This window comes from Prevotellamassilia timonensis (assembly GCF_021531665.1).
Taxonomy (GTDB): domain Bacteria; phylum Bacteroidota; class Bacteroidia; order Bacteroidales; family Bacteroidaceae; genus Alloprevotella.
The window spans coordinates 1-24,039 of the sequence record NZ_JADYUH010000002.1; the positions used below are offsets into that span (position 1 = coordinate 1).

General features: G+C 52.5%; 22 protein-coding genes and 1 tRNA gene. 8 read left to right on the forward strand and 15 right to left on the reverse strand.

The window, feature by feature from the left end; translation table 11 throughout:
- Nucleotides 1-803 precede the first annotated feature (803 nt).
- Nucleotides 804-891: transfer RNA gene (locus I6E40_RS00670), tRNA-Ser, on the reverse strand.
- Nucleotides 892-1,046: 155 nt separating this feature from the next.
- Nucleotides 1,047-2,396, reverse strand: coding sequence for a chromosomal replication initiator protein DnaA (dnaA, locus tag I6E40_RS00675; protein ID WP_235384924.1), 1,350 nt, complete (start codon nt 2,394-2,396; stop codon nt 1,047-1,049).
- Between the two features lie 439 nt (nt 2,397-2,835).
- Here dnaA and I6E40_RS00680 point away from each other — a divergent pair, with 439 nt between their 5' ends.
- From I6E40_RS00680 to I6E40_RS00705, 6 genes are all read left to right on the forward strand, one after another.
- Nucleotides 2,836-4,053 (forward strand): sugar MFS transporter, encoded by a 1,218-nt coding sequence (locus I6E40_RS00680; RefSeq protein WP_235384925.1) that lies wholly within the window; start codon nt 2,836-2,838, stop codon nt 4,051-4,053.
- A gap of 49 nt (nt 4,054-4,102) precedes the next feature.
- Nucleotides 4,103-5,542, forward strand: a complete 1,440-nt coding sequence (locus I6E40_RS00685; protein WP_235384926.1) for an ATP-dependent RecD-like DNA helicase — start codon at nt 4,103-4,105, stop codon at nt 5,540-5,542.
- 128 nt (nt 5,543-5,670) lie between these two features.
- The gene (locus I6E40_RS00690; RefSeq protein ID WP_235384927.1) at nt 5,671-5,847 is read left to right on the forward strand and encodes a DUF4250 domain-containing protein; all 177 of its coding nucleotides are present in this window, start codon (nt 5,671-5,673) and stop codon (nt 5,845-5,847) included.
- Nucleotides 5,822-6,241: a VanZ family protein gene (locus tag I6E40_RS00695; protein ID WP_235384928.1), complete on the forward strand. Its 420-nt coding sequence runs from the start codon at nt 5,822-5,824 to the stop codon at nt 6,239-6,241. Before I6E40_RS00690 ends, I6E40_RS00695 begins: the two co-directional genes overlap by 26 nt.
- A gap of 42 nt (nt 6,242-6,283) precedes the next feature.
- The gene (locus I6E40_RS00700) at nt 6,284-7,066 is read left to right on the forward strand and encodes a DUF3822 family protein (RefSeq protein ID WP_235384929.1); all 783 of its coding nucleotides are present in this window, start codon (nt 6,284-6,286) and stop codon (nt 7,064-7,066) included.
- Nucleotides 7,067-7,084: 18 nt separating this feature from the next.
- The gene (locus tag I6E40_RS00705; protein ID WP_235384930.1) at nt 7,085-7,642 is read left to right on the forward strand and encodes an RsmD family RNA methyltransferase; all 558 of its coding nucleotides are present in this window, start codon (nt 7,085-7,087) and stop codon (nt 7,640-7,642) included.
- Nucleotides 7,643-7,834: 192 nt separating this feature from the next.
- Here I6E40_RS00705 and I6E40_RS00710 read toward each other — a convergent pair whose 3' ends face one another.
- From I6E40_RS00710 to pflB, 12 genes are all read right to left on the reverse strand, one after another.
- Nucleotides 7,835-8,896, reverse strand: coding sequence for an esterase-like activity of phytase family protein (locus I6E40_RS00710; protein ID WP_235384931.1), 1,062 nt, complete (start codon nt 8,894-8,896; stop codon nt 7,835-7,837).
- A 139-nt stretch (nt 8,897-9,035) separates the two neighbouring features.
- The gene (locus I6E40_RS00715) at nt 9,036-10,079 is read right to left on the reverse strand and encodes a GNAT family N-acetyltransferase (protein ID WP_235384932.1); all 1,044 of its coding nucleotides are present in this window, start codon (nt 10,077-10,079) and stop codon (nt 9,036-9,038) included.
- 20 nt (nt 10,080-10,099) lie between these two features.
- The gene (locus I6E40_RS00720) at nt 10,100-11,017 is read right to left on the reverse strand and encodes a DUF2156 domain-containing protein (RefSeq protein ID WP_410897019.1); all 918 of its coding nucleotides are present in this window, start codon (nt 11,015-11,017) and stop codon (nt 10,100-10,102) included.
- 10 nt (nt 11,018-11,027) lie between these two features.
- Entirely contained in the window at nt 11,028-11,672 is a 645-nt protein-coding gene (locus I6E40_RS00725) for a hypothetical protein (RefSeq protein WP_235384933.1), read from the reverse strand.
- 72 nt (nt 11,673-11,744) lie between these two features.
- Entirely contained in the window at nt 11,745-12,908 is a 1,164-nt protein-coding gene (locus I6E40_RS00730; RefSeq protein WP_235384934.1) for a 1-acyl-sn-glycerol-3-phosphate acyltransferase, read from the reverse strand.
- A gap of 52 nt (nt 12,909-12,960) precedes the next feature.
- On the reverse strand, nt 12,961-13,953 hold the full coding sequence (locus I6E40_RS00735) for a D-alanine--D-alanine ligase (RefSeq protein WP_235384935.1): 993 nt from the start codon (nt 13,951-13,953) through the stop codon (nt 12,961-12,963).
- Between the two features lie 40 nt (nt 13,954-13,993).
- A complete protein-coding gene (locus I6E40_RS00740) occupies nt 13,994-15,115 on the reverse strand; it encodes an RluA family pseudouridine synthase (protein WP_235384936.1) in 1,122 nt (373 codons plus the stop codon).
- An 83-nt stretch (nt 15,116-15,198) separates the two neighbouring features.
- On the reverse strand, nt 15,199-15,960 hold the full coding sequence (locus I6E40_RS00745; RefSeq protein WP_235384937.1) for a M15 family metallopeptidase: 762 nt from the start codon (nt 15,958-15,960) through the stop codon (nt 15,199-15,201).
- A 134-nt stretch (nt 15,961-16,094) separates the two neighbouring features.
- Complete coding sequence (locus I6E40_RS00750) at nt 16,095-16,784, reverse strand: PASTA domain-containing protein (RefSeq protein ID WP_235384938.1); 690 nt, start codon at nt 16,782-16,784, stop codon at nt 16,095-16,097.
- Nucleotides 16,785-16,996: 212 nt separating this feature from the next.
- Nucleotides 16,997-17,155 carry a 50S ribosomal protein L34 gene (gene rpmH, locus I6E40_RS00755; RefSeq protein ID WP_235384939.1) on the reverse strand — a complete coding sequence of 53 codons (159 nt, stop codon included), beginning with the start codon at nt 17,153-17,155 and terminating at the stop codon, nt 16,997-16,999.
- A gap of 179 nt (nt 17,156-17,334) precedes the next feature.
- Complete coding sequence (gene trpS / locus I6E40_RS00760; RefSeq protein ID WP_235384940.1) at nt 17,335-18,429, reverse strand: tryptophan--tRNA ligase; 1,095 nt, start codon at nt 18,427-18,429, stop codon at nt 17,335-17,337.
- Between the two features lie 281 nt (nt 18,430-18,710).
- Entirely contained in the window at nt 18,711-20,927 is a 2,217-nt protein-coding gene (gene pflB / locus I6E40_RS00765) for a formate C-acetyltransferase (RefSeq protein ID WP_235384941.1), read from the reverse strand.
- Between the two features lie 528 nt (nt 20,928-21,455).
- Between pflB and I6E40_RS00770 the strand changes: the two genes are divergently transcribed.
- Nucleotides 21,456-21,893 (forward strand): DUF4405 domain-containing protein, encoded by a 438-nt coding sequence (locus I6E40_RS00770; protein WP_235384942.1) that lies wholly within the window; start codon nt 21,456-21,458, stop codon nt 21,891-21,893.
- 171 nt (nt 21,894-22,064) lie between these two features.
- Nucleotides 22,065-22,574 (forward strand): nitroreductase family protein, encoded by a 510-nt coding sequence (locus I6E40_RS00775; protein WP_235384943.1) that lies wholly within the window; start codon nt 22,065-22,067, stop codon nt 22,572-22,574.
- 1,260 nt (nt 22,575-23,834) lie between these two features.
- On the opposite strand, the gene I6E40_RS00780 is transcribed toward I6E40_RS00775, so the two are convergent.
- Nucleotides 23,835-24,026 (reverse strand): hypothetical protein, encoded by a 192-nt coding sequence (locus tag I6E40_RS00780; protein WP_235384944.1) that lies wholly within the window; start codon nt 24,024-24,026, stop codon nt 23,835-23,837.
- Between the last annotated feature and the right edge of the window lie 13 nt (nt 24,027-24,039).

Consider the following 24,039-nt stretch of genomic DNA (forward strand, 5'->3'; position numbering starts at 1 on the left):
GGAAGGCAAATAAAAATTTGAGGAAGGCAAATAAAAATTTGAGGAAGGCAAATAAAAATTTGAGGAAGGGAAAGAAAAATTTGGGGAAGGCAAAGTGAAATTAGGTGCGCTCCTAGTTTTAACCGGGTGCGCTCCTAGTTTTTCTTAGGTGCGCTCCTAGTTTTTCTTAGGTGCGCTCCCAGACCCGATGTTAAAGAGAAAGTGACGAGTCGGCTTGTGGATGTGACGAGTCGGCTTGAAGGAGTGACGCCATGTTCGTTTTGTTCGTCACGTTTGTTCGTTCGTTCCACACGATTCATTCGCGTTCATTCGTTCCATTCGTTTGATTCGTGTTCAAAAAACAGAATGTAGGGTTGCGGTGTAGGCTTTCGTGTATAGTTTCAGTGTAGGGTTTTGCACGTTTCAGTGTAGGTTTCAGTGTAGGGTTTTGCACGTTTCAGTGTCGGTTTCAGTGTCGGGTTTTGTCGGTTTCAGTGTAGGGTTTTGCACGTTTCAGTGCCGGTTTCAGTGTAGGGTTTTGACCGCGTCAGTGTAGGTTTCAGTGTAGGTTTTTGCCGGTTTCAGTGTAGGGTTTGTGTAGGGTTTAGATCATAAATCATACACTGCATAACATTCAGATAATCAAATTGATGTAGTGTATTGTGTAGGGTTCTGTGTATGTTTTGCATAGTTTTTGCATACCTTTTTTATATGTATATACACGCAGTTTGGTGAACAGTAGTCTCTTCATTCACACAGCCCGCCATGTCCTATACGCAAAAAAAAGGAAGACCCGTGTGAGTCTTCCTTTTGAAAATCCGGAGCGGAAAGGACAGGATTCGAACCTGCGAACCAGTTTTGCCGGTTACACGCTTTCCAGGCGTGCCTCTTCAACCACTCGAGCACCTTTCCGGAGGTGCTTTCGTTTTGAAAGCGGTGCAAAGGTAAGTAAAAATGCGGATATGTTCCAAACAATCCTTGTGTTTTTTTGTTTGAGAGCGATGGTTCTTTCATTTGGTATTGTCCGTTTGCTCTCACTTTTTGTTTTCTGCGAAGTCACTCGCCTGTCATTTCAGCACACTTTCGAGGTCTTCAACTTCTCTTCTGAAGTTTTTGTCAGTGCTGATGCGACGTGAGACCTGGTTGCAGGCGTAGAGCACGGTGGTGTGGTCTTTTCCTCCGAACTTCCGTCCGAGGAGATTGTAGGATGCGCCCGTGTACTTGTGCGAGAGGAACATGGCAAGTTGTCTTGCCGCCACCACGTTTCTTTTTCTGCTTTTCGAGTTGAGGTCTTTTGCTTTCACGCCGTAGTGTCCGCAGACTGCAGCGATGATGTCGTCGGCAGATAGTTTCTTTTTTTCAAGATTGACCGCTCTTGCCACGACGCGGCGGGTGAGTTCGAGGTCGATTTCGCAGTTGTCCACGACTGCGCTCGCCATGATGGAGTTGATGATTCCTTCCAGTTCCCGCACGCTGCTTTCCACATTCTCTGCAATATACTTGACCACTTCCTCCGGGAATTGGAGTCCGTCGCGTCTGATTTTTGAGAGGAGAATGTCTTTGCGCAGTTGTGAGTCCGGTTTCTCCAGTTCTGCCACCATTCCCCATTTGAAGCGCGTCAGCATTCTTTCTTCGATGCCCTCAAAGAGCACGGGCGGTCGGTCGCAGGTGATGATGATTTGCTTGTTGTTCTGTTGGAGATGGTTGAAGATATGGAAGAACGCGAGTTGCGTTTTGGAAGTTGTGATTTCCTGAATGTCGTCAATGATGAGCACGTCCACGGTTTGATAGAAGTGAATGAAATCGTTTGACGTGTTGTGTATGACGGAGTCCGTGTATTGGGTTTTGAAGACGTGGGCAGAGACGAAGAGCACTCTTTTTTCGGGTGTGAGTTCTCTGATTTTGACTCCGATGGCGTTGACGAGGTGCGTTTTTCCCACGCCGCTGGGTCCGTAGAGGAAGAAGGGGTTGAAGGAAGATTTTCCGGGGTTGTTGGCGATGCTGAGTCCCACGCTTCTCGCGAGTCGGTTGCTGACTCCCTCGACGAAGTTCTCAAACGTGTAGCGCACGTTCAACTGCGGGTCCAGCGGCGGCAGTCTTCGTTGGTCAACGCTCTGTTGCGGGTGTCCCGTGTGGATTGGGGCGGCAGTTGTTTCGGGGAGGGGCGCGTTTTCTGCGGAGAGTTTGTAGCGCAGTCTCACCTTCTCGCCAAAGTGAGTAACGAGTGCTTTCTTCAGCATCTCGGGATAGTGTCCGTCCACGTATTCAGCAAAGAATCTGCTGGGCACAGCCAGTGTCAGTTCGTCGGCTTGGAAGCTGACGAACTGCATGGGTTCAAACCAGGTTCGGAAGTCTTGCTGAGAGACCTGCTGACTGATGAACTCCAAACAACTTTGCCAATTTTGGGTGTTGGACATGCGTGGAAGAATCTTCTTTCAGGGTGTTAGTCTCTTTCTTCAGAATGAAGCCATCTTCTTTCAAAGTGGAAGGTGTCTTCTTTCAAAAATGGAGAAAGCGAGCACAAAATTGGGGTATTTTTCCCGAATGACGAAGAGGTCGGCAACCTTTTTTCACGAGAAGCGGAGAGAAAAGCGGCATCGGCGGAATGGATTCCCGGGGTTCCGGCGAGGCTCTTTTGGGACGTTTCGGTCTGTGTGCCAGTTCATTCTGTGTGTCTTCATGCGCCGGCTTCAACAAGAAGCGCTTCATATTTCTTTGTGGAAAAACCTGCTATCTGCCGACGAATCCTTAATTTTGCAAAACTTCATGTGAAGTCGGCGTGTGCGGAGAACGAGAAAGTCCATTCGTCGCCACTCCGCCGCTGAAGGCTTCAAATATAAAAATGAGTAGAAAGAAATGAAACACAAAACGTTGAAACTCGTGCGCGGACTGGACGGCACGGATTTCCTTGCCCCCTTTGTCCTGGTCACCAGCCTCTTCTTCCTTTGGGGCTTTGCGCACAGCATCCTTGACGTGTTGAACAAACATTTTCAGGAGACGCTCCACATCAACAAGACGCAGTCAGCCTTCATTCAGATGGTGCTCTACGGCGGCTACTTCCTCATGGCGCTCCCAGCAGGGCGCATCATCAGTCGTTTCGGCTATCGTGCCGGTGTGCTCAGCGGCCTCTGTCTCTACGGCATCGGTGCTTTGCTTTTCATTCCCGGCAGCATGCTCCTCTCCTTCCCGTTTTTCCTTTTCTCGCTCTTTGTCATCGGCTGCGGACTGACCTGTTTGGAAACGGCGGCAAACCCCTACGTCACCGTGCTCGGCAGTCCTCAAGATGCGGAGCGTCGCATCAATCTCGCGCAGTCGCTCAACGGGCTCGGATGGATTGTCGGTCCTCTCGTCGGCGGACTTTTCCTCTTCTCCGGTGGCAGCAGTGAGGCTGACATTGCCACGCCCTACACCATCATCGGCATCGCCGTCTTGCTCGTCGCCGTCCTTTTCTCCTTTGTCAAACTCCCTGACGTGAAAGCCGCTTCGTCCGTTGAAGCCGCCGATGAGTCTGACCGCGGGCTTTGGAGTCATCGTCATTTTGTCTTCGGCCTTGGCGCGTTGTTCCTCTATGTCGCCGCGCAGACCGGCATCAACAGTTTCTTTATCAACTATGTAGTTGAAGAAGGCGATGTGACCAACGCTGTGGCTGCGCTGATGCTCTCTTTCGGTCGCATGGGCTTCTTTCTGTGTGGTCGCATCAGCGGTTTTCTGCTCATGAAGAGAATCCGTCCTGAAAAGTTATTGATTGGCTGTGCGCTCGGTGCCATCTTCGCCATGTCGCTCGTCATCTTTGTTCGTGGCGTGCCTGGCATGGGTGCCATCATGGTTTGTTCGCTCTGCGAGAGCATCATGTTCCCCACCATTTTCGCCTTTGCGCTGCGTGGTCTCGGCAGACACACGAAGACCGCCTCTTCCTATCTGATTATGTGCATCGTCGGCGGCGCCGTCGCTCCCGTCCTCATGGGCATGATTGCCGACACTTGGTGCATGGCTTGGGGCTTCCTCGTTCCTTTGTGCTGCTTCGTCTATATCGCTGCCTACGGTCGTGCTTTCCTCACGGGACGTTTTGCGTGAGGTGTGAGTCTATATATAACGTGAGGTGTGAGTCTATATATAATAAGGTATGGACAGCGAATTTTTTCTTGCGGCACTTGAAAAAGAGTTGGGGCATCGTTTCACGGCGTCCCAGGCTCGCGCCGCTCTTTTGCTGTCCCATTTTGTGGTGACTCCCAAGCCTCGCCCCGCTTGCATTCTTCGCGGCTATGCCGGAACGGGCAAGACGTCTTTGGTGGCGGCGTTGGTGAAAACCATGTCGCGGTGCGGCATGCCCACCGTCTTGCTCGCACCGACCGGACGTGCCGCCAAGGTGTTCTCCCGCATGGCTGGCGCCAAGGCAAGCACGATTCACCGTACCATCTATCGCCAAGAGACCTTCCGCGGCGAAGACACGCGCTTCGCACTCGGACACAATTCCCTCCGCGGCGCGCTTTTCATCGTGGACGAGGCTTCCATGATTTCCTCGGGAACGGGCTTCCAAAACGACAGTCTTTTCGGCAGCGGTGAACTCTTGGACGACCTTGTCTCTTTTGTCTATTCCGGCGACGGATGTCGCTTGCTGCTGGTTGGCGACACCGCACAGTTGCCGCCCGTCGGGGAGGAGGAGAGCCCCGCGTTGCAGGACGAAACCTTCCGACGCTACGGTCTGCTCACCGGAAGCGCAGACCTCACAGATGTGGTCCGACAGCAAAGTCGGAGTTCCGTGGTCAGCGAAGCCACCCTCGTTCGGCAGTGGCAAGAGCAGAACCTGACGAGTGCTTTTCCGCCCATCCATACCTCCGAGACCGGCGAAGTGCGCTCCCTCATGCAAAACGACCTCATTGAGCAGCTTCAGACCGACTATGACACCGTGGGCATTGACGAGACCGTCGTCGTCGTGCGCTCCAACAAACAAGCCGGCATCTACAACCAAGGCATCCGCGCCCGCATTTTGGATTTTGAGGACGTTTTGAACCGCGGCGACAGAGTGATGGTCGTCAAAAACAACTATTTCTGGGCGGAGCAACTTGCCGCGACCCTGCCAAAGGGCGAGACGCTGCCTTTCTCGTTCATTGCCAACGGCGATGTCGCCGTGGTCGAGCGTTTGCGGAACGTCCACACCCAGCACGGTTTCCTTTTCGGTGAGGCTGTCCTCCGCTTTCCGGACTATGACGACTTTGAACTCACCGCCCGCGTGCTTCTCTCCACGCTCACCAGTGAGTCTCCCTCTCTGACCGCCACGGAGAGTCATGAACTCTATGAGCGCGTCTTGGAAGACTATGCCCACATCCGCGACCGCCGAAAACGCTTCCGAGCCTTGCGCGAAGACCCCTACTACAACGCGCTTCAACTGAAGTATGCCTACGCCGTCACCTGTCACAAGGCGCAGGGCGGACAGTGGGAGCGGGTCTATGTTGATGCCGGTTTCGTGCCCGAAATGGACCGTGCTTTTCTTCGCTGGTTCTACACTGCCCTGACTCGCACGACGGAGCGCTTCTATCTCGTGGGCGGCGTACCCAAGAAGTGAAACGCGGCGGAAGCGTGACGCACATTTCAGACAGGCTGACGCCCCGTTTTGCGCCAAAAGGACTAACTTTGCCGCGATTCCGCATGATTCTGTGGGATATACTTCTTTCAATCTATCGTTACAAGACAATGAGTTTACCCCGTGACCCCTTTATCCTTCTCAGTTATGTGAACACCAAGTTGCGCGATGACTATGAAAATCTTGATGAGTTTTGCGCAGCGGAGGGTGTGGACCAAGAGAACCTGTTGAAGGTTTTGTCGGACGTTGGTTTTTCCTACAATGAAGAAGTTGGAAAGTTCCTCTAAGCCACCTCGCTGCCGCATTCTCGCGATTTTGCGCCACTATCCCCTCACTTGCGGCTGCGTGGTGCTGATTTGGTATTTGTGCCTTTTCCGTCCGCCTTCCGTCCCGTCGCTGTCGGAGATTCCCAATTTGGACAAGGTGGTTCACGTGGTGATGTATCTCGGCACGTTCGGTATCATGTGGTGGGAACATGCCCGTCGGCACGCCACTCTCAATCTTCGCCGTGGTCTTGTGCTCGGTGTGGTGCTCCCCATTCTGATGAGCGGCGTGATAGAGTTGGTACAAGAATATGGTACCACATGGCGCGGTGGTGACCTCTTTGACTTCCTTGCCAACAGTCTCGGCGTTCTGCTCGCCGCCGCTTTCGGAAAATTCCTCTTTTGGCGCAACCAATAGTCCCCAAACCAGACTTTGTCTCATTTCCTTCCCCTTCCCCTCATGCCCATCCATCCCCATCTTCGCATTTCCGACACAGAAATCACAGCCCTTGTGCCTTCCGCGGAAGCCACGGGCGGTTTCGCTGTCAAGTCTTGGTCTGTGATTCCAGGCAGTTCCCTTCTTGTTCGTCTGGGTGAAGCACTTCGTGACGATTTTCTCCTTTCGCTGACAGAAAATCGCGTGGAAGTGGGGTTCAGCGGCGCTGTCACGCCCGTTCCGCTTGCTGACTTTCAGGAGGAAGATGCAGAGGCGTTGCACCATCAGTGCTTCAGTGAAGGGCGTCGCGGTCGTGTTTTCTATGACCCTGTTCCTGCCCTCAACGCCGTGCTTCTCTTTTCCGCCGACCCCGCGCTCTGTCACCGCGTGGAGGAGGCGTTGCCACAGGCACATTTCTATGCTTCGCTCACGCCCTGGCTCTCTCGGCTTGCACGGAAGACTGCGGTGAGTGTCGCACATCGTCTTTATGTCTATGTCCACGACGGTCTTTTCACCCTGGCTCTGCTCAACGAGACCCGTTTGCTCCTTTTGAACACCTGGCCCGCCACGGCACCGACGGACGTTGCCTACTATGCCCTCTCCGCGCTGCGTCAGTTCGGCATTCCTCCCTCCGCCGTTGCCACGCAGGTCTCCGGCGATGAGGCACTCTGTCCTTCCGTCGTCGCCGAACTCAGCCGGCATCTGCCCCACGCCGTCGGCATGTCCGCAGCCTCAGAGTTCAACCGTCATCCCCTCACCGCCGCGCAGGGCGTTTCCTTCGACCTCCTCTGCGCCGTGCTGAAGTGACACCTATAACGTAAGTTCATGAGAATCATTACTGGAAAATACAAAGGGCGGCATTTTCAAATTCCAAAGTCCTTTTCCGCCCGTCCCACCACCGACTTTGCCAAGGAAAATCTGTTCAACGTGCTGAGAGCCTACGTCGATTGGGAAGACACGCCCGTGCTTGACCTCTTCGGCGGCACGGGAAGCATGAGCATGGAGTTCCTTTCGCGAGGCTGTCCCGCCGTTGTCACGGTCGAGATGGACCGAAACCATGCCGCCTTCATCAGTCAGTGCTGCCGCAGTCTGGGAGACCCCGCCTGGACCGTCGTTCGCGGCGATGCGCTGAAGTATGTGGCGCGTGGTCATCAGCGTTTCCCCCTCATTTTCGCCGACCCTCCCTACGCACTTGCCGAACTCCCCGAACTCCCCGAGCGGCTGGCAAAGTCAGAGGTCTGGGCGGAAGGTGGTCTCTTTGTCTTGGAACACGGAGCCAGCCACAGTTTTGAAAGTCATCCCTGGTTCTTGGAGCATCGTGCCTACGGCAGTGTGAACTTCAGTTTCTTCCGCAAACCCGGAGGCGAGGAGATGGAGGAGTAGTTCCAAGAGCATTTCAAAATGATGGCGGTGTGTCATAATAGCCAATCTGCTTCGTTGCTATCGGATTCGGGCTTGGTCGTGTACTTCAGTACACTCCCTGCGCCCTCATCCTCAGCGCCTTGCATCTTAGCCATTCTGACGCACCTTCGAGGGTGAAACTTTCACACCATGTCAAGTGGGTGTTGCAACAAGTTAATCCCCAATCAGGATGACTTTGATGTAGTCTTTCAAATGAATGGGACCTTTGCCGAAACCGCCTTGTGAATCACAGAGAAGCAGAAGCGACTGACGTCCGTCGTGGAGGCGGATGCCCGGACAGAGTGCCTCGTAGTTTGCAAAATTCAATTTCGTCAGATCCATCTTTGTGGTCCACGCGGCAAGCAGCCGTTTGTCCAGGAAACGGTTGGGGTCAATTTCCTTCAAAGGAATCGAAGGGTCAATCGGACGAGCCGCAATGGGGTTCACCAGGAAGAGTTTGCAATGACAAACACTGCCGAGATAGCCGTTCGGGATGTTTGCCTCACGTTCCAAAACGAGCAGACGACCATCGGGAAGGGGAGTGAGGCAGGGAACACCGAAAACATAAATCTTTCCAAACTTTTCCGTGACACCGCGATCCATGCGATAGGCATATTGCGCGCCGGGTTGCAGGTCGTCGCCGAAACTTTGCAGGCGGAGCAGGTTCTGCACGTCGGGGTGGGCGGGAGATGCCGCCTCGCCATCGCTGCGGAGCGTGCTTTCCGTGATGGTCCAGAAGGTGTGGCGCACGGTGTCGTAGGTCAGTGCTTCAAAACCGTAGTTCGGCACGATGTTCTCCGTTTGGAACAGTTTCGGAATTTCCAACTCTCTGCCCGTGGGTTGTCCGTCCAACCCATATTCCAAAATCTTTTGGTCTCCCTCCCCGCTGATGAAAACGGTGTTGGCGGATGGGAAGTAAGCCACGCCTTCACAGTCGCGTGTGCAGATTCCTTCTGCATTGACGCGAGGGCGGGCGTTGCCCTTGAACCCTTCCAGTCGCACGTCGGTGACAGTGCCATCGGAAGGGTCTTGTGTGATGTGGAAGAGGAAGAAGCCGTCAGCCGGTTCTTTGTCGCTGACGACGGCGTAGCGTGAAGAGTCCAGCGGAGTGATGCCACTGTATTGCGCGGTGCCGATGCCCCAGTTGCGGAGCGAGGTTTGTTTGAGTTCTTTGGCGGTTTGTGCTTGCAGACTGAGGGAGCAAGCCAATGTGAGGAAGAGAGTGAGTTTTTTCATTTTGCGGTGTGCTGTGAAGGTGTTTTGACAAGGTGTTCTTATAGGAACAAGGAACGCTCACAAGAAAGAGTTTATGTTTGGGCGTTTTCTCTGAGAAATAAAAACCAACTCAACCATGATTTATAGAACATCCTTGAAATCATTCATCCATCATGAGGTCAAGAATCAGAGGTTGCGCGGCGAGGAACATGGCGGCGAGTCCGCCGGGAGTGACGATGCGTTCAGGCATTTGGTCGGTGTAGTCGACGCTGCCGTTCTTCACTTCATACCAGCCGTTGTTCACAGGCAAGTCCTGGTCTCCTCCAACGCCAATGCGCATCGAAAAGTCCGGATTCGCAGCGGCAATGCACGAAAGGAATTGGTAGGCATTGGTGACACGAGCCATTGCGTAGGGTTCAGCCCCGGGGTCGGTGCCCCGAGCGGCAAAGCGTCGCCAAACTTTTTCCACTTCGCAGTGGCGACACAACCAGTCCACGAAAGCGGCGCGTGCTTCCGCCTCGGCGATGGCGAGGCTGCGAATCATGATACGCCCGTCGTCCTCTCGCACTGCCAGGCAGAGTCCGACCATGCGTTTGCCGCAGTGTGCCACCAGCAGATATGCCTCTCCCAAATGGGCGGCTTCAATGGCGGCAAAGAAGTCGGAAGCGGAGGGGTGGACCATGAATGGAAGGTCGTGGGTGAGGCGGTGAAAGAAGACGAAAAGTGAGTTGTCCCATTCGTCCAGGCGGTTCACCGAAATCGCTCCAAAATCTCCGTCGCCTGAAATGTCCAGCGCTTCGGTCTTGCGATAACTTGCTGTCCAATAGGAACCGTGCTGAGGACTCTCATAGAATTTTCTGAGGCTTTCGTCTCCGGGAATGAGCATGCTCAGTGGGGTGTTTTGTTCCAAAAGTTTACGGTGACATGCCCGGAGCACACGACCGGCGTAGCCTTTGCCTTGGCAGAAGGGGTTGGTGGCGAGTCCGGAGACATAACCCATGCGGGTGACGGAACCATAGATTGTGAGACGGTATGGGAAAAGTTGCGCCGCTGCCAACGTTTCTCCTCTGTGGCGCAGGGTGAAGTTGGTATTGTGGGTATATTTTTTGTCAAAATAGATGTCCATGAATTCCTCGGATTCGTGGAAGCAATTGCGCCACAAGTCTCGAGTCTGGAATTTGATTAAGTCAAGAAGATCGAACATCTGGAAAGAACTTTTTCGTTTCATCCCTGCATCGGGTGGCGCGTCATGACGGTGTATTTGTGGAGAAGGAGGGAAGGGTGGTAGGAGAGTTTGGATTGTCGGAGTCCCGGAATGCCCAAATCGTCCTCTCGGTTGATGTAGATGAATTTTTCCGGCAGGCTCTGCACGAAACTTCGGTTGATAAAGGCAAATGCGCCTTCACAGTTCGTGTCGGCTTTTTCCATGCAAACGTCAAAAGTGTCGTGGTTCACGGGTGCGCCGTAGGTGAAAGCCACCATCTGTCCGTTGACGCGCAAGACTCCGCCGCAGGCGTCCAGTTCGTTCCAGTGTTCCATGACGCGCAGCAAGGACTTTCGTTCCGCCTCGTAGGTGTAGCGTCCGGCATCATCCTCTTTGCCTTTTGCCTCCGTCCATGTGGCGTGTAGTTCCAAACACTCTTCAATGTCCTCCGGCGTGAGAGGCGCGTAGGTATGGTTCGGATAGAGACGTGCGAAGCGGTTGGCGAAGTTGCGTTTCGGTTGCAGTTTCTTTCCTGCGAGCGTCGCCAAACTTTGGCGGTCATAGATGTAGTCGGTGTAGCGTCGATCGGCGTTGGCGTAGAAATAGCCCGGCATGGTTTCCTCCAGTTTCTTCAGGCTGTGTTCGCAGACGCCGAGCATGAGGAAAGGGTGTCCGTCGCGTGCCGCATCGTCGAGTAGATCCGGCACCACGTCTTTCCAATCACTCTCGCCGACGGGAGCGAGATAGGCACGATGCCCATCCGCTTTGAAACGGAAGAGAAGGTGGTCATTGTGGATGGCGATTTCTGTGTCATAGAGAAAACGCCAGGAAAACAGATTCAAGAAATTGAGGTCACAGTTTCGACACTCGGTGTCCTTGACGCGTTGTCTGACGGAAGCCATGTCCGTCAGGTCAAGCGGGTGAAAAGGGATGGGCATGGAGGAAAATCTACAAGGCAAAACGATAGACCATTTCGCCATCAAAAGTGTGGAAGTGGACGGCAATGCTGTCGCGTCCGGCAAGGAGCAGTTCTGAGAGCGGACGCAGGGGAAGGGAGAGGAAGACCTCGCGAGTGTAGTAGAGCGGGTCGTTGTTCTGATGATGCAAAAGAAGTGCGTGGAGTGTGCGTGCCCCGTCATCGTGGCGCACATAGTCCGTCTGATGGAAGCCAAAAGCGTGCACGCCGCCCGCCGAGCCTTTCAGCGCGAGTTGCACATTGACATAGGGTCCGCTTTTGTAGCACGCCACGACATCCAGCGGGTCACAGACAATCTTGTCTGAGGCATATTTCCCCACTTCGGGGGCGAGGATGGGAACATAGTCCGTCAAGTGAATGCGCCCGTCTTCGCGTTCGGTGAAGAGCACTCGGACGCGGTAGAGTGTGTCGGGGCGCAGTCCCGAGAGCGTGGTCTCCAACTGCAGGTTCGTGCCGTTGTCCAAACACACCTGTTGCGCTTCGCCCCGAGCGTCAGTTGGGAGGTCGGCAATTTCTTGTCGATAGGGCGGAGTCATCGGCTCATCTTCTTCGCAGGCAACGAACAAAAGAGCGGCTGCAAGCCACAAAAAGCAGATGGGAAACAGTGCTTGCTTCATTCGTCGGTTTTTCATCGGGCACACAGAGTTTATAGGATAGGCGCACACCTTATTTACATTAACGTCCCTTCGTCAAGCTTCGGCAACTGCTTTCTCGTGGTTTTTGACGGGGTTGGCATACATGGTGAGGATTCTTTCTTTCAAGAAGTCCACGTCCTTATTGGGCAGGTCAATCAGCGCGAGCCTTTCTTCGAGATAGGCGCGGAAGGCGGTTTCGTCCTCGGTTGTGTAGTGCTCGGCGTGCTGACGGGAACCTGCGAGCAGGTCGCAGGCGATGTAGTTGCAAGGATAGAGTTCATAGCCGGCGTGGATGCCTCGGTCAATGCGTTCAGCCAGTACGCGGAAGAACTCACTTTTCGGGAGGTCGGCAATTTCGTCAATCCAAGAGTTCACGGGTGCTGCGGTGCGATAGACGATGCGTCCTTTCTTTCCAAAGATGCCGGTGTGCATGTTGTTCAAGTCGTCTGCTTGGCTCTTCTTGAATCCTTCGATGTCACGTTTCTGCTGATATTCTTTGGCTTTAAGGAAATCGCACGGGTCAAGTTCGTAGGAGATGGCGAGCGGAACGAGGTTCATCGCTTTGATTCTCTCCACCGCTGTTCCTTCTCCGCCCATCGCCATCATCTTCAGGACAGATTCCTGGGTGCGGTCGTCGGAATCCTTGGCGCGTCCCTCTCGCTGTGCAATCCAGATGTTCTCATGTTTTGACAGGAGAGCGAAGTGCATGTAGTCGCTCATGCGTTTGCTGGAGGCAAGCATCTCTCTCATCGTGACGGAGCGTTGGACGATGAACGATTTGTTGACACGCACGAGGTCTTTGATCCAAGGATAGATGAGCAGGTTGTCGCCAATGGCAATTTCCACGGTGGTGCGATAGCCGTTTTCAATCAAGAGGATGCTGAGCAGTGCGGAGTCCAGGACGATGTCTCTGTGGTTTGAGATGAAGGTGAAGCTGTCCGTGGCACGGCGTTCTTCCGGAATGGATGCAGTGTCAAATTCAATGGAGGTGCTGCATTTTTGGAGAAGATTCTTCAGCAACGGATAGCAGAACGCCTTTTGCACCTCGAGGTTGTCGCGGCAGCCGAGGAGTTTCTGCTTCAACATTTCAAGAGGGATTCCGGGGAAGAAGGAAGTCAGGATGGCTGCAAACTGCGGATTCCCCAGGAGTCGTTCGAAGACTTCGGGAAGTTCTTCCGGAAGATAGGGACGGATGGCGTCAAAATCGTGAATGTTCATGGCGTGGAGGGTTAGGGGGAACTTTGTCGGAGTATCTCTTGCTTTTGCAGTTTCAGGCGAAGCGTCCTTCAATGATGTCGCTGAGCACGTCTTTCATTTCCAAACCGGCGGCTCTTACCTGCTGTGGAATGAAACTGGTGACGGTCATGCCCGGCGTGGTGTTGATTTCGAGCACGTTTATCTGCTCGTTGCCTTTTTCGCCGGTGAGGATGTAGTCAATGCGGATGATGCCGTAGCACCCGAGGAGACGGTAGATGCGTTTTGTCGTTTCGCTCACTCTCTTTGCCGTGGTGTCAGCAATGCGTGCGGGAGTAATCTCATCCACTTTGCCATTGTATTTGGCATCATAGTCAAAGAACTCCTGTGTGGTCACCACCTCGGTGATGGGGAAGGTGACGATTTCTCCGTTCGGTCGGCGATAGCAGCCGCAGGTGATTTCAGTGCCGCTCATCATTTTCTCCACCATGACTTCGTCGCTTTCCATCATTGCTTTTTTGATGGCTTTGATGAGGCTTTCGGTTTCTTTCACCTTGGTGACGCCGAAGCTGCTGCCGCCCGCGTTGGGTTTGACAAAGCAGGGGATGCCGAGTCTTTTCGTGACGGCTTCCGGGTTCGGCAGTTCTTCTCCTTTTCTGACGAGGATGGAGTCTGCGAGATGCAGTTCGGGATAGGCTTTGAGGAAATTGTTGAGTGCGAATTTGTTGAAGGTCAGAGACTCCACGAGTACGTCGCTGGTGGAGTAGGGGATTCCGATGAGGTCAAAATAGCCTTGTAGGATTCCGTTCTCTCCCGGTGTTCCGTGGATGGTGATGTAGGCAAAATCAAATTCGTGTTTCCCGTCGGAGGCGGTGAAGGAGAAGTCGTTTCGGTCGATGTGGCAGTTTTCGTCTTTGTATGCCACAGTCCAGCGACCGGCTTTGATTTCCACGACAAAGCAGTCATACTTGTCTTTGTCCATGAACGACATGATGCCCTCGGCAGAGCGGAGAGACACGTCGTGCTCGGAGGAGTCACCTCCTGCCACAATGGCAATGGTTCTTTTCATCGTTAGATTTATTTTTTTGAAAAGATATTTTTGAAAAGATTTATATAGGTTTTGCGGCACACCCTTTGATGAAGGTGTCCCACTTTTCAATCAGTTGTTTCATGTCCTCTGGCAGTTCGGTTGTGAAGTCCATCTCTTTCTCTGTTTTGGGGTGTTTGAATCCCAAGGTCTTGGCATGGAGTGCCTGACGCGGACAGATTTCGAAGCAGTTTCGGATGAAACTTTGGTAGTTCCCGCTCTGTGTGCCGCGCAGAATCTGTGTGCCGCCGTAGCGTTCATCGTTGAAGAGCGGATGTCCGATGTGTTTCATGTGCACCCTGATTTGATGGGTTCTTCCGGTTTCGAGGATGCATTCCACGAGTGTGACATAGCCGAAGCGTTGCAGGACGCGGTAGTGTGTGACGGCGTGTTTGCCGATGCCCGACTGCGGGTCAAACACCGCCATTTGCATTCTGTCTCGTGGATTGCGGGCGATGTTGCCCTCAATGCGTCCTTCGTCTTCTTCAAAGTTTCCCCAGACGAGTGCATTGTAGCGACGTCGGGTTGTTTTGTTGAAGAACTGGAGTCCGAGTTTTGTTTTTGCTTCCGGTGTTTTTGCCACCACGAGCAAGCCGGAGGTGTCCTTGTCGATGCGGTGGACGAGTCCCACGGCGGGGTCGTTCGGGTCGTAGTTCGGATTATTGCGCTCGTGGAAGGCAATGGCATTGACGAGTGTTCCCGTGTAGTTGCCGCATCCCGGATGCACGACCAATCCGGCAGGTTTATTGATGACCATGAGTTGGTCGTCTTCAAAGACCACGTCGAGGGGGATGTCCTCGGCAAGGATGGTGTTCTCATAGCGTGGTCGGTCAAGGAGGAGGGTGATGACGTCGCCCGGTTTCACCCGATAGTTGCTCTTCACCGGTTTCCCGTTGGCGTGGATGAAACCTGCCTTTGCCGCCTGTTGAATGCGGTTGCGGGAGGTGTCTCGGAGATGGTCGATGAGGAACTTGTCGATTCTCAGCAGTTGCTGCCCTTTGTCTGCCACGAGACGGAAATGCTCATAGAGTCCGTTGCTCTCCTCTTCCAACTCCTCCTCGTTTTCGAGGGAGTCGGCGGAGAGTTCCGTGTAGTCGCTGATTTCAGAGAAATCCTGTGCGGGCGTGGTCGTTTCGTTTGGCATGTCAGTCGGGTGGGATTGATTCAGTCGTGTGGGATTGACTCACATTCTGTTTGGCAGGTTCGCAGGAAAGAACAGCGCCTCACTCAATTTTTTAGCGAACTTCTTGCGATGGGGAATGTGAAATAGGTGTTGGGGAAGGGTTCGTTTTCGAGGGTGAAGTGCCACCACTCACAATCGTAGGGTTTGAAGCCGTGAGCCTTCATGGCATTTTGCAGCGTCATGCGGTTGGCATACTGCTGCCGGTTGATGGGGGTGTAGGCACCGATTTCCTGTCCGGGTTGTGCGTCGGGGTGTGAGGCAAGACCGAAATAGTCGTAGGTGCAACCCATGTCCACTTCTTTTTCCAGTTTCATGTCGAAGAGAGTGAGGTCAATGGTGCTGCCGCGGGTGTGTCCCGACTTCTCGGCAATGTATTCTTGCGGCACAAGGACAGACTTGTCAAGTTCGGGATAGAAATACGGCTTCATCAGTGTGTCGTTGACGTCTTTTGCCCATTTCATGAAATAGTCCACAGCCTTCTGTGGGCGATAGCCGTCGAATATTTTCAGACGATACCCCTGCTTGATGAGGTCGTCGCTCACTTTTTTGAGTGAGTCGGCTGCTTGACGGGTGAGCATGGCTATCGGTTCTTCGTAGCCGGGAATGCGTCGTCCGATGAAGTTGTAGGTGCTGTAGTAGCGGATTTCAAGTATGGCATCCGGCACCACATCCGTGAGAACGACGAACTGCGAGGCATCCTCCTCAGGAGTTTTTGCCTCCTTTTCTTCATGGGCTGAGCAAGCCGTGAGGACGGCACAAAGCAGGCAACAGAACAATGCCGCTGTTTTTAAGCGTAGATGACTCATATACGTATTTATATTGCTACTTCTTTCCGGTTTTTCAGACTTTGTGCTCACTGCTGACTGCCTCTTGGACAGTGAGTGAGGATGTGTGTGGAAGTGGCAGGGGCTTGGGGGACACTCGTCAGTCGGTTTGAGACTTATTCTTCTCCGAAATAGTCTTCTTCCGGTTGAGCATGGTCTTGCGGTGCGTCGGTCACCTCGCCTTCCAGCGGTTCGTCTGTTTCAAAGGGAGCGTTGAAGATGTAGTCAAGGCTGTCGTTGCCGTTGTATTCGTCTTCCAATCCTCCCTTTCCGACCACCAGTGTGATGGGCAAATCAACTGAGATGCGTGTACCGGCTTTCACGGTCTTTCCGTTCACTTTCACCTCATAGACCCAGTCCGGGTCACCGATGATGAACTCCGTTGCTCCGAGTTTGAATCCGAGCGTTTTGAGTTTGTCTTCCGCCTCGCGTCTTGAGCAGTTGTCCGCGAGGTCCGGGAGTTCGATTCGTTTTGAGCCGTTGGAATTGATGGTGAGGTAGATGGTTCTTCCCGCTTTGATTTTTGTTCCGGGTTTGATGGATTGTTCGAGCACCTCAAAGGGTGCGGCTTTGTGGACGTAGCCCGTGTCTCTGACCTCCGCCTTCAGTCCCAGCGCCTTCAGTTTACTGTAGGCGATTTGTTCGCTGACGCCGGTGATTTTGGGCACTTCCACTTCTTCTCCGTGGAGGGTGTAGAAGTCAATGAACGCAAGTGCTCCAAAGAAGAAGAGGACGACCACGAGAATCATGCCCAAGCAGTTGAGCATGACCAGCGGGCTGAAGATTTTTTTGATGAAAGCAGACATATGAGAGGGTGCTTGTGTGTGTGATTTCGCCACAAAGTTAAGCACAAAACTTTTTTGTGCGATCAAAAAGCCGGACTAAGTGTGTTTGCGGGAGGTGAGAATCTTTTTACGGGCGTTTTCGGAGCAGTGGAAGGAAAGAAAAATGTGAGAATAAACGGTAAAACCAGTCTATTCTCACATTTCCGATTTTTGTGTGGGAACACACACAATTCTCATCTCTTGCCGTGAACTTCGTCGGAGACGGTCAGTTTCTTGCGACCTTTGGCGCGACGAGAAGCGAGCACGCGACGACCGTTTGCAGTCTGCATGCGCTGACGAAAACCGTGTTTGTTGTTTCTCTTTCTGTTGTGAGGTTGGAATGTTCTTTTCATTGTGTTTATGTGATTTTTTTGATTATTCGTTCTTTCTGCTTCGGCGGTCTGACGCACGAAGCGGGTGCAAAGTTACATAATCCTTTTTGAATGCGCAAGATGCAACGGGCGATTAATTTCTTTCTCGCCTTTATTTCTTGCTTTTTTGCTTTTGATTCGCTGTTTCGGATGCGGCAGGCTCACTTTGCGGCGAAGCGTTGGACTTGTTCGGCAATCAGTGCGGCATCGTCAAAGTAGTTGATTTTCATGGCGCGGCGCACCTCGTCCAATGTTTCTGCAGCCACGGCGCGTGCCTCATCGCAACCTTTCTTCAGCATTTCATAGACTGCCGGGATGTCTTTCTCGAACTCTGCGCGTCGTGTGCGGATGGGTTCCAGTTCTTCTTGGAGAATGTTGTTCAGGAATTTTTTCACCTTCATGTCGCCCAGTCCGCCGCGCTGGTAGTGTTCCTTCACCTCGTCCAGGCTCTGATAGTCGGGCCAGTAGGCGGCGAAATGTTCGGGTTTGCAGAAGGCATCGAGATAGGTGAAGACCGTGTTGCCTTCAAGGTGTCCGGGATCTTCCACGTGGATGTGCTGCGGGTCGGTGTACATGGACATCACCTTCTGTTTCACCTCTTTTGAGGTTTCGGCGAGATAGATGCAGTTTCCGAGGCTCTTGGACATCTTTGCCTTTCCGTCGGTTCCCGGGAGTCGGCAGCAGACGGCGTTTTGCGGCAGGAGAATCTGCGGTTCGACGAGCGTTTCGCCATAGATGTGGTTGAAGCGGCGTGCAATTTCCGTTGCCTGTTCAATCATGGGCTTTTGGTCCTCTCCCGCGGGCACCGTGGTGGCTTTGAAGGCGCAAATGTCGGCAGCTTGCGAAATGGGGTAGGTGAAGAAGCCCACGGGGATGCTGGATTCGAAGCCGCGCATGCCGATTTCTGTTTTCACGGTCGGGTTGCGCTGCAGGCGGCTGACGCTGACGAGGTCCATGAAATAGAAGGAAAGCTCGCAGAGCTCGGGGATTTGGCTTTGGATGAAGATGGTAATCTTTTCGGGGTCAAGTCCTGCGGCGAGATAGTCGAGCGCCACCTCAATCACGTTTTGTCTCACCTTCTCGGGATTGTCAATGTTGTCGGTGAGTGCCTGTGCGTCAGCGATGAAGACGAACATTTTTTTGAAATCTCCTTCGTTTTGGAGTTCGACGCGGCGTTTGAGTGAGCCTACATAGTGTCCGATGTGGAGGCGTCCGGTGGGTCGGTCGCCGGTCAGAATGATTTTATCTTTTGCCATGTGTTTGCTTCGGTTCGTGGGGTTGGATTGGTTGGGAAGTTATGATAAATTTCTGTGTTGATTTTGATTTTCCGCGCAAAGTTAGTGATTTTCCCCTAACTTCTCGTTATTTTCTCAGTGACTTATTGTTTTCCTCGGGAAAGAAAAAGTCCCTTCAAATGCCGTGGGCAATGAAGGGACTTTGAGTGATTGTCTGCTGTCAGCGAGCGGCTTTGCCGTTATTGCTTTGGCTTTGCCGTCATGAATCATGTCTTATGCTGCTCGCTGCGCAGGGTTGCGTCTTACATGCTCTGGTGGAAGGAGCGGGAGATAACTTCCAACTGGTGTTCGCGAGAAAGTTTCACGAAGTTCACGGCGTAGCCGCTGACGCGGATGGTGAGTTGCGGATATTTCTCGGGGTGCACCATGGCGTCTTCCAGCATTTCGCGGTTGAGGACGTTCACGTTGAGGTGGTGTGCTCCCTTGGTGAAGTAGCCGTCAATCATGGTGATGAGGTTCTCCACGCGTTCTTCGTCGGTGGGTCCGAGGCTCTTCGGCACGATGCTGAAGGTGTTGGAGATGCCGTCTTGGGAGTCGCGGTAGCGGAGTTTTGCCACAGAGGCGAGAGAAGCGACTGCACCGCTCTTGTCGCGTCCGTGCATCGGGTTTGCGCCGGGAGCGAAGGCAACGCCGCTTTCGCGTCCGTCGGGGGTTGCGCCGGTTTTCTTTCCATACATCACGTTGGAAGTGATGGTCAGCAGAGAGAGAGTCGGACGTGCGTTCTTATAGACGGGGAGTTTCTTGAGTTCTTCGGTGAAGAAGTAAACGAGGTCTACGCCGAGGTGGTCCACACGGTCGTCGTTGTTGCCGAAGCAGGGGAACTCGCCTTGGATGTCGAAGGCTTCGGTGAGTCCGATGTCGTTGCGTTTGGCAGTGACGTTGGCATACTTGATGGCGGAGAGAGAGTCAATGGCGATGGAGAGACCGGCAGCACCGTAGGCGATGTTGATGCGCGGGTTCGTATCGACGAATGCCATCTGAGCCTTTTCGTAGTAGTACTTGTCGTGCATGTAGTGAATGATGTTCATGGCATCATTATAGACGCGTGCGATTTGCGTCAGCACGAGTTTGTAGTTGTTCATCACCTCCTCGAAGTTGAGTTTGTCGGAAGTGAGGACGGGGATTCCTTCGACCATGACGGTTCCGGTTTTCTCGCAGCGTCCGCCGTTGATGGCGAGGAGGAGCGCTTTGGCGAGGTTGCATCGTGCGCCGAAGAACTGAATTTGACGGCCGATGTCCTGGTAGGAGACGCAGCATGCGATTCCGTAGTCATCAGAACCACGCACTTCGCGCATCAGCGTGTCGTTTTCATATTGGATGGAGGAAGTGTCCACGGAAACTTTGGAGCAGAACTCTTTGAATCCTTCGGGCAGTTCGGGGGACCAGAGCACGGTGAGGTTGGGCTCGGGAGAGGGGCCGAGGTTGTAGAGAGTCTGGAGGAAGCGGAAGGATGTCTTGGTCACCTTGGTGCGTCCGTCGTTGAATCGTCCGCCGATGCTTTCGGTCACCCAAGTCGGGTCGCCGGCGAAGATTTCGTTGTAGGCTTCCATGCGGAGGTGGCGAACCATGCGGAGTTTCATGACGAACTGGTCGATGAGTTCCTGAGCGTAGGTTTCGTCGATGAGGCCGTGCTTGAGGTCGTGTTCGATGTAGATGTCGAGGAAGGAGGACACGTTTCCGAGTGACATGGCGGCACCGTCCTGTTCTTTGACTGCGGCGAGATATGCCATATATACCCACTGAACGGCTTCGCGAGCGTTCTGTGCGGGTCGGTTGAGGTCAAGACCGTAGATTTCACCGAGTTTGGAGATTTCCTTGAGTGCTTTGATTTGCTCAGCCACTTCTTCGCGGAGGCGGATTTGTGCGTCGGTCATCGGTCCGTGAAGGTTTTTGAGGTCTTCCTGCTTGGCTTCGATGAGGCGGTCGAGACCGTAGAGGGCGAGACGACGGTAGTCACCGATGATGCGTCCGCGAGCGTAGTTGTCGGGCAGTCCGGTGAGGAATCCGAGTGAGCGGAATTTGCGGATTTCTTCGGTGTAAACGTCAAAGACGCCGTCGTTGTGAGTTTTGCGATAGTGAGTGAAGATGTCTTTCACCTTGGGGCTCACTTCGGTTCCTTGCTGCTGGCAAGCTTTTTCAACCACCTTGATGCCGCCAAAGGGTTTGATGGCGCGGCGGAGGAGTTCGTCGGTTTGGAGACCCACGATGAGTTCGTTGTCTTTGTCGATATAGCCTGCGGCGTGAGAGGTGATGGTGGAAACCGTATTGGGGTCAAGAGAGCGGACGCCTCCGTTGGCGCGTTCTTCTTCAAGGGCCTGAAGACAGATGTTCCAAAGTTTCTTCGTGCGGTCAGTGGGTCCGACGAGGAAGGAAGCGTCTCCTTCGTAGGAGGTCAGGTTGCGGCGTACGAAATCAGTCACGTTGATTTTCTCCTGCCAGGGTCCTTCGATAAATGTCATGGTGTTGAGGGTAGGGTTAAAGATTTGTAATAAGGCTTTGCAGTCTTGTCGTTCTCTCCAGTCTTGCTGTTTCTGACAATTTGCCTGCCCGTTGATTTCAATTTGAAAGTTGCGAAGCCATGAAAACTGTTCGCGACTCGGTGTTTTTCTGTCTTTTTGACGATGCAAAGATAGAGGGAATTGTAATTAGTACAAAAATTTAAAACGTAAAACGTAGTGTTTTTTCTAATAACTCTCCCCTTTGACGGGTCAATGTGTCAGAAAGTCTCTTTATTCTCACATTTTCAAAAAGTTTGCAATGAAAAAAGAAATCGATCCGAAGACTCTGCAACCCGCTTTGATGTCCAATTTCGTGCTTTTGTGGGCAGATTTCGGCGTTTTGCAAAATCGACAGTTTTTTTCAAGAACTTCTTGGTAATTTTGCGCCGTGGACGTTGCAGGAGGCAACGCCAACGCCGATGCCAACCCTGACGTCGTTGCCGGCTCCGAAACTGACAAACACAAAATCTAATCTTATAATATTGCATCATGAAACACATTACTAAAATCAGAATTAATCTCTTGCTGACGGTGGCATTTGTCTTGGTCTTTGTCACAGGGATGCTCCTTCATCTCAAAAAGCACGGTGTTGAAATTGAGCCGCACGAAGTGTTGAAAGTTGCGCATGCTGCTGCCGGCTTCCTGATGATTGCGTGCGCCCTCTGCCATGTTTGGTTCACCTCCAAGGTGTTTCGCATTGTGGCAGCGTCGCGTCGCATCTTCCGTTTCTTCACCTGTCTGCTGGAAGTGGTGCTCTTCTTCGTCTTCGCCACGGGGCTGCTGAAACTTTTCTCCCCTGTGCGGATTCCTCACCTTGGTCTCGTGCACTACTGGCTTGGCATCATCATGACCGTTTCTGCCGCCGTCCATCTCTTCACCGTTTTGCCGTGGCTTTTGAGGAACTTGAAGAGTCTTCGCCGTAAGTAGGGGCGTCGCTCTTTTGCGTTTTTGTGCGGTGAGTCACCGCACCTCCTTATTTATATTGAATACCCTCATTCCTTTGTGCGGGAGTCACCGCACCTCCTTCTTTATATTGAATACCCTCTTTTCTTTCTGCGGGAGTCACCGCACCTCCTATACCTTATACCTATATATAATATGTCCTTTCTTGAATTGACCGAAAAGCGTTTTTCTGCACGCAAATACACTGACGAACCGGTGTCGGAAGCAGATTTGAACTATGTTTTGGAGTGCGTTCGCCTCGCTCCCTCCGCCGTGAACCGCCAGCCTTGGCGTTTTGTGGTCGTGGAGAGCGAAGCAGCGAAGCAGTCGCTTTGGGAAGCCTACGATCGCGAGTGGTTTCGTTCTGCTCCGCTTGCCATTGTCTGCTTGCAACACAAGGGCGAGTGTTGGACGCGTGCTGCGGACGGGAAACCTCACGGTGACATTGACGTAGCCATCGCCGTGGAGCATCTCTGTCTTGCTGCCGCCGAGCGTGGACTTGGGACTTGCTGGATTTGCAACTTCGACCCGGAGAAAATGAAGAACTTCTGCGAAGATCCGGCTTGGGAGGTTGTCGCCATCGTTCCGTTGGGGCACATCGCCCCCGACTGTCCCCGCGCTGAACGCAAGCGCAAGGCGTTGGAAGAAATCGTGGAAAGAAGATAGAGACGGAAATGCAGCGGGCGGCGCGGGTTCACGTTTTCGTTTTCGCCACGCTTCCATCCGTCCACCGGCTAATGCATAATTTTAGAACCGACTAACTGCGTTTCAACTCTACACTATACGTAAATTAAAGGGCGAGTAAAAAACTATACAAACTATATACAAACCCTACATTTAACCCTGCATTCCGTTGATTCTTTGTGTCTTACGAAATGTAGGGTTTATACTTCAAACCCTACACAAACCCTACACAAAACTATACACAGCCACTCTGCACAGCACCTCGCATAAAACCCTGCACAGCGACTATGCATTCTGGTTTTTGAACACGAAACGCGCGAAATGTTCAGAAATTAATGCGACATTTAATGAGACAATTAATGGGCATTAATGGAGAAACATTTCTTGCTGGGAGCGCACCCAGTAAAAACTAGGAGCGCACCCAGTAAAAACTAGGAGCGCACCCAGTAAAAACTAGGAGCGCACCTAAGAAAAACTAGGAGCGCACCCAGTAAAAACTAGGAGCGCACCCGGTTAAAATTTGCCTTCTTCAAATTTTAATTTGCCTTCCTCAAATTTTTCTTTCCCTTCTTCAAATTTTGCTTTCCCTTCCTCAAATTTTGCTTTCCCTTCCTCAAATTTTTCTTTCCCTTCTTCAAATTTTTCTTAGCCTTCCCCTAGTTTTTCTTAGCCTTCCCCTAAGTAAAACTGCGCGCCGAGTAGGCAAAACTTTGCTCAGCGATGCAGGTTCAAAGAGCAAAAATGTAGGATGAAAAACGCGTTTTTGCATATTTCCGCCTAATCCTACATTTATATTTTTTGCTTCACCACGACCCTACACACTCCACCGCGCAACCCTACACAATGTAGGGTTTTGTGTAGAATCTGCAGATCAAACCCTACACACCTAACCCTTTTATTATCAGACTTTAAACCCGAACTGTGTAGGGTTTGAAGGAAATGCATGTACCCTTGAAAAACGTATAGGCTTGAAAGGTGAATACGCGCGTCTCGCGCGCGAAGCCTATTTCACATTTTTCCCTGCGTTCCTTTTTGAGGGCATCTTGGCACAATTTTTGCTGTAAGCCGCCAACACAAAGCGTAAGGTGTGTTCAAAATCAAGTGCTTTATTTTTTTGGTTGCTATTTATTTCTTAGCGCGCCCTTGAAACGCCAAACCGCTCAGGAGCATGTGCTTCCGAGCGGTTTGATTCTATATTTGCACTGCTGTTTTCACAGCACTGCCGTTTTCACCGTGTTATGTTCATTCCCATGCGGTGTCTCCCCAGATAGAATTGTTGTCGTTTTCTCTTTTTCCGGCGAGTCCGGCATCTCCGTCCACGTATTCGTTCGGGTCTTCGAAGGTTCCCACCTCGCCGGAGTAGGTGGCGAGCATGGCGTGTTCGGCATCGAGGAGAATGGAGGCGGACAGCGGTTTCTGATATGTTTTTTTCATGTGTCGTTCAATT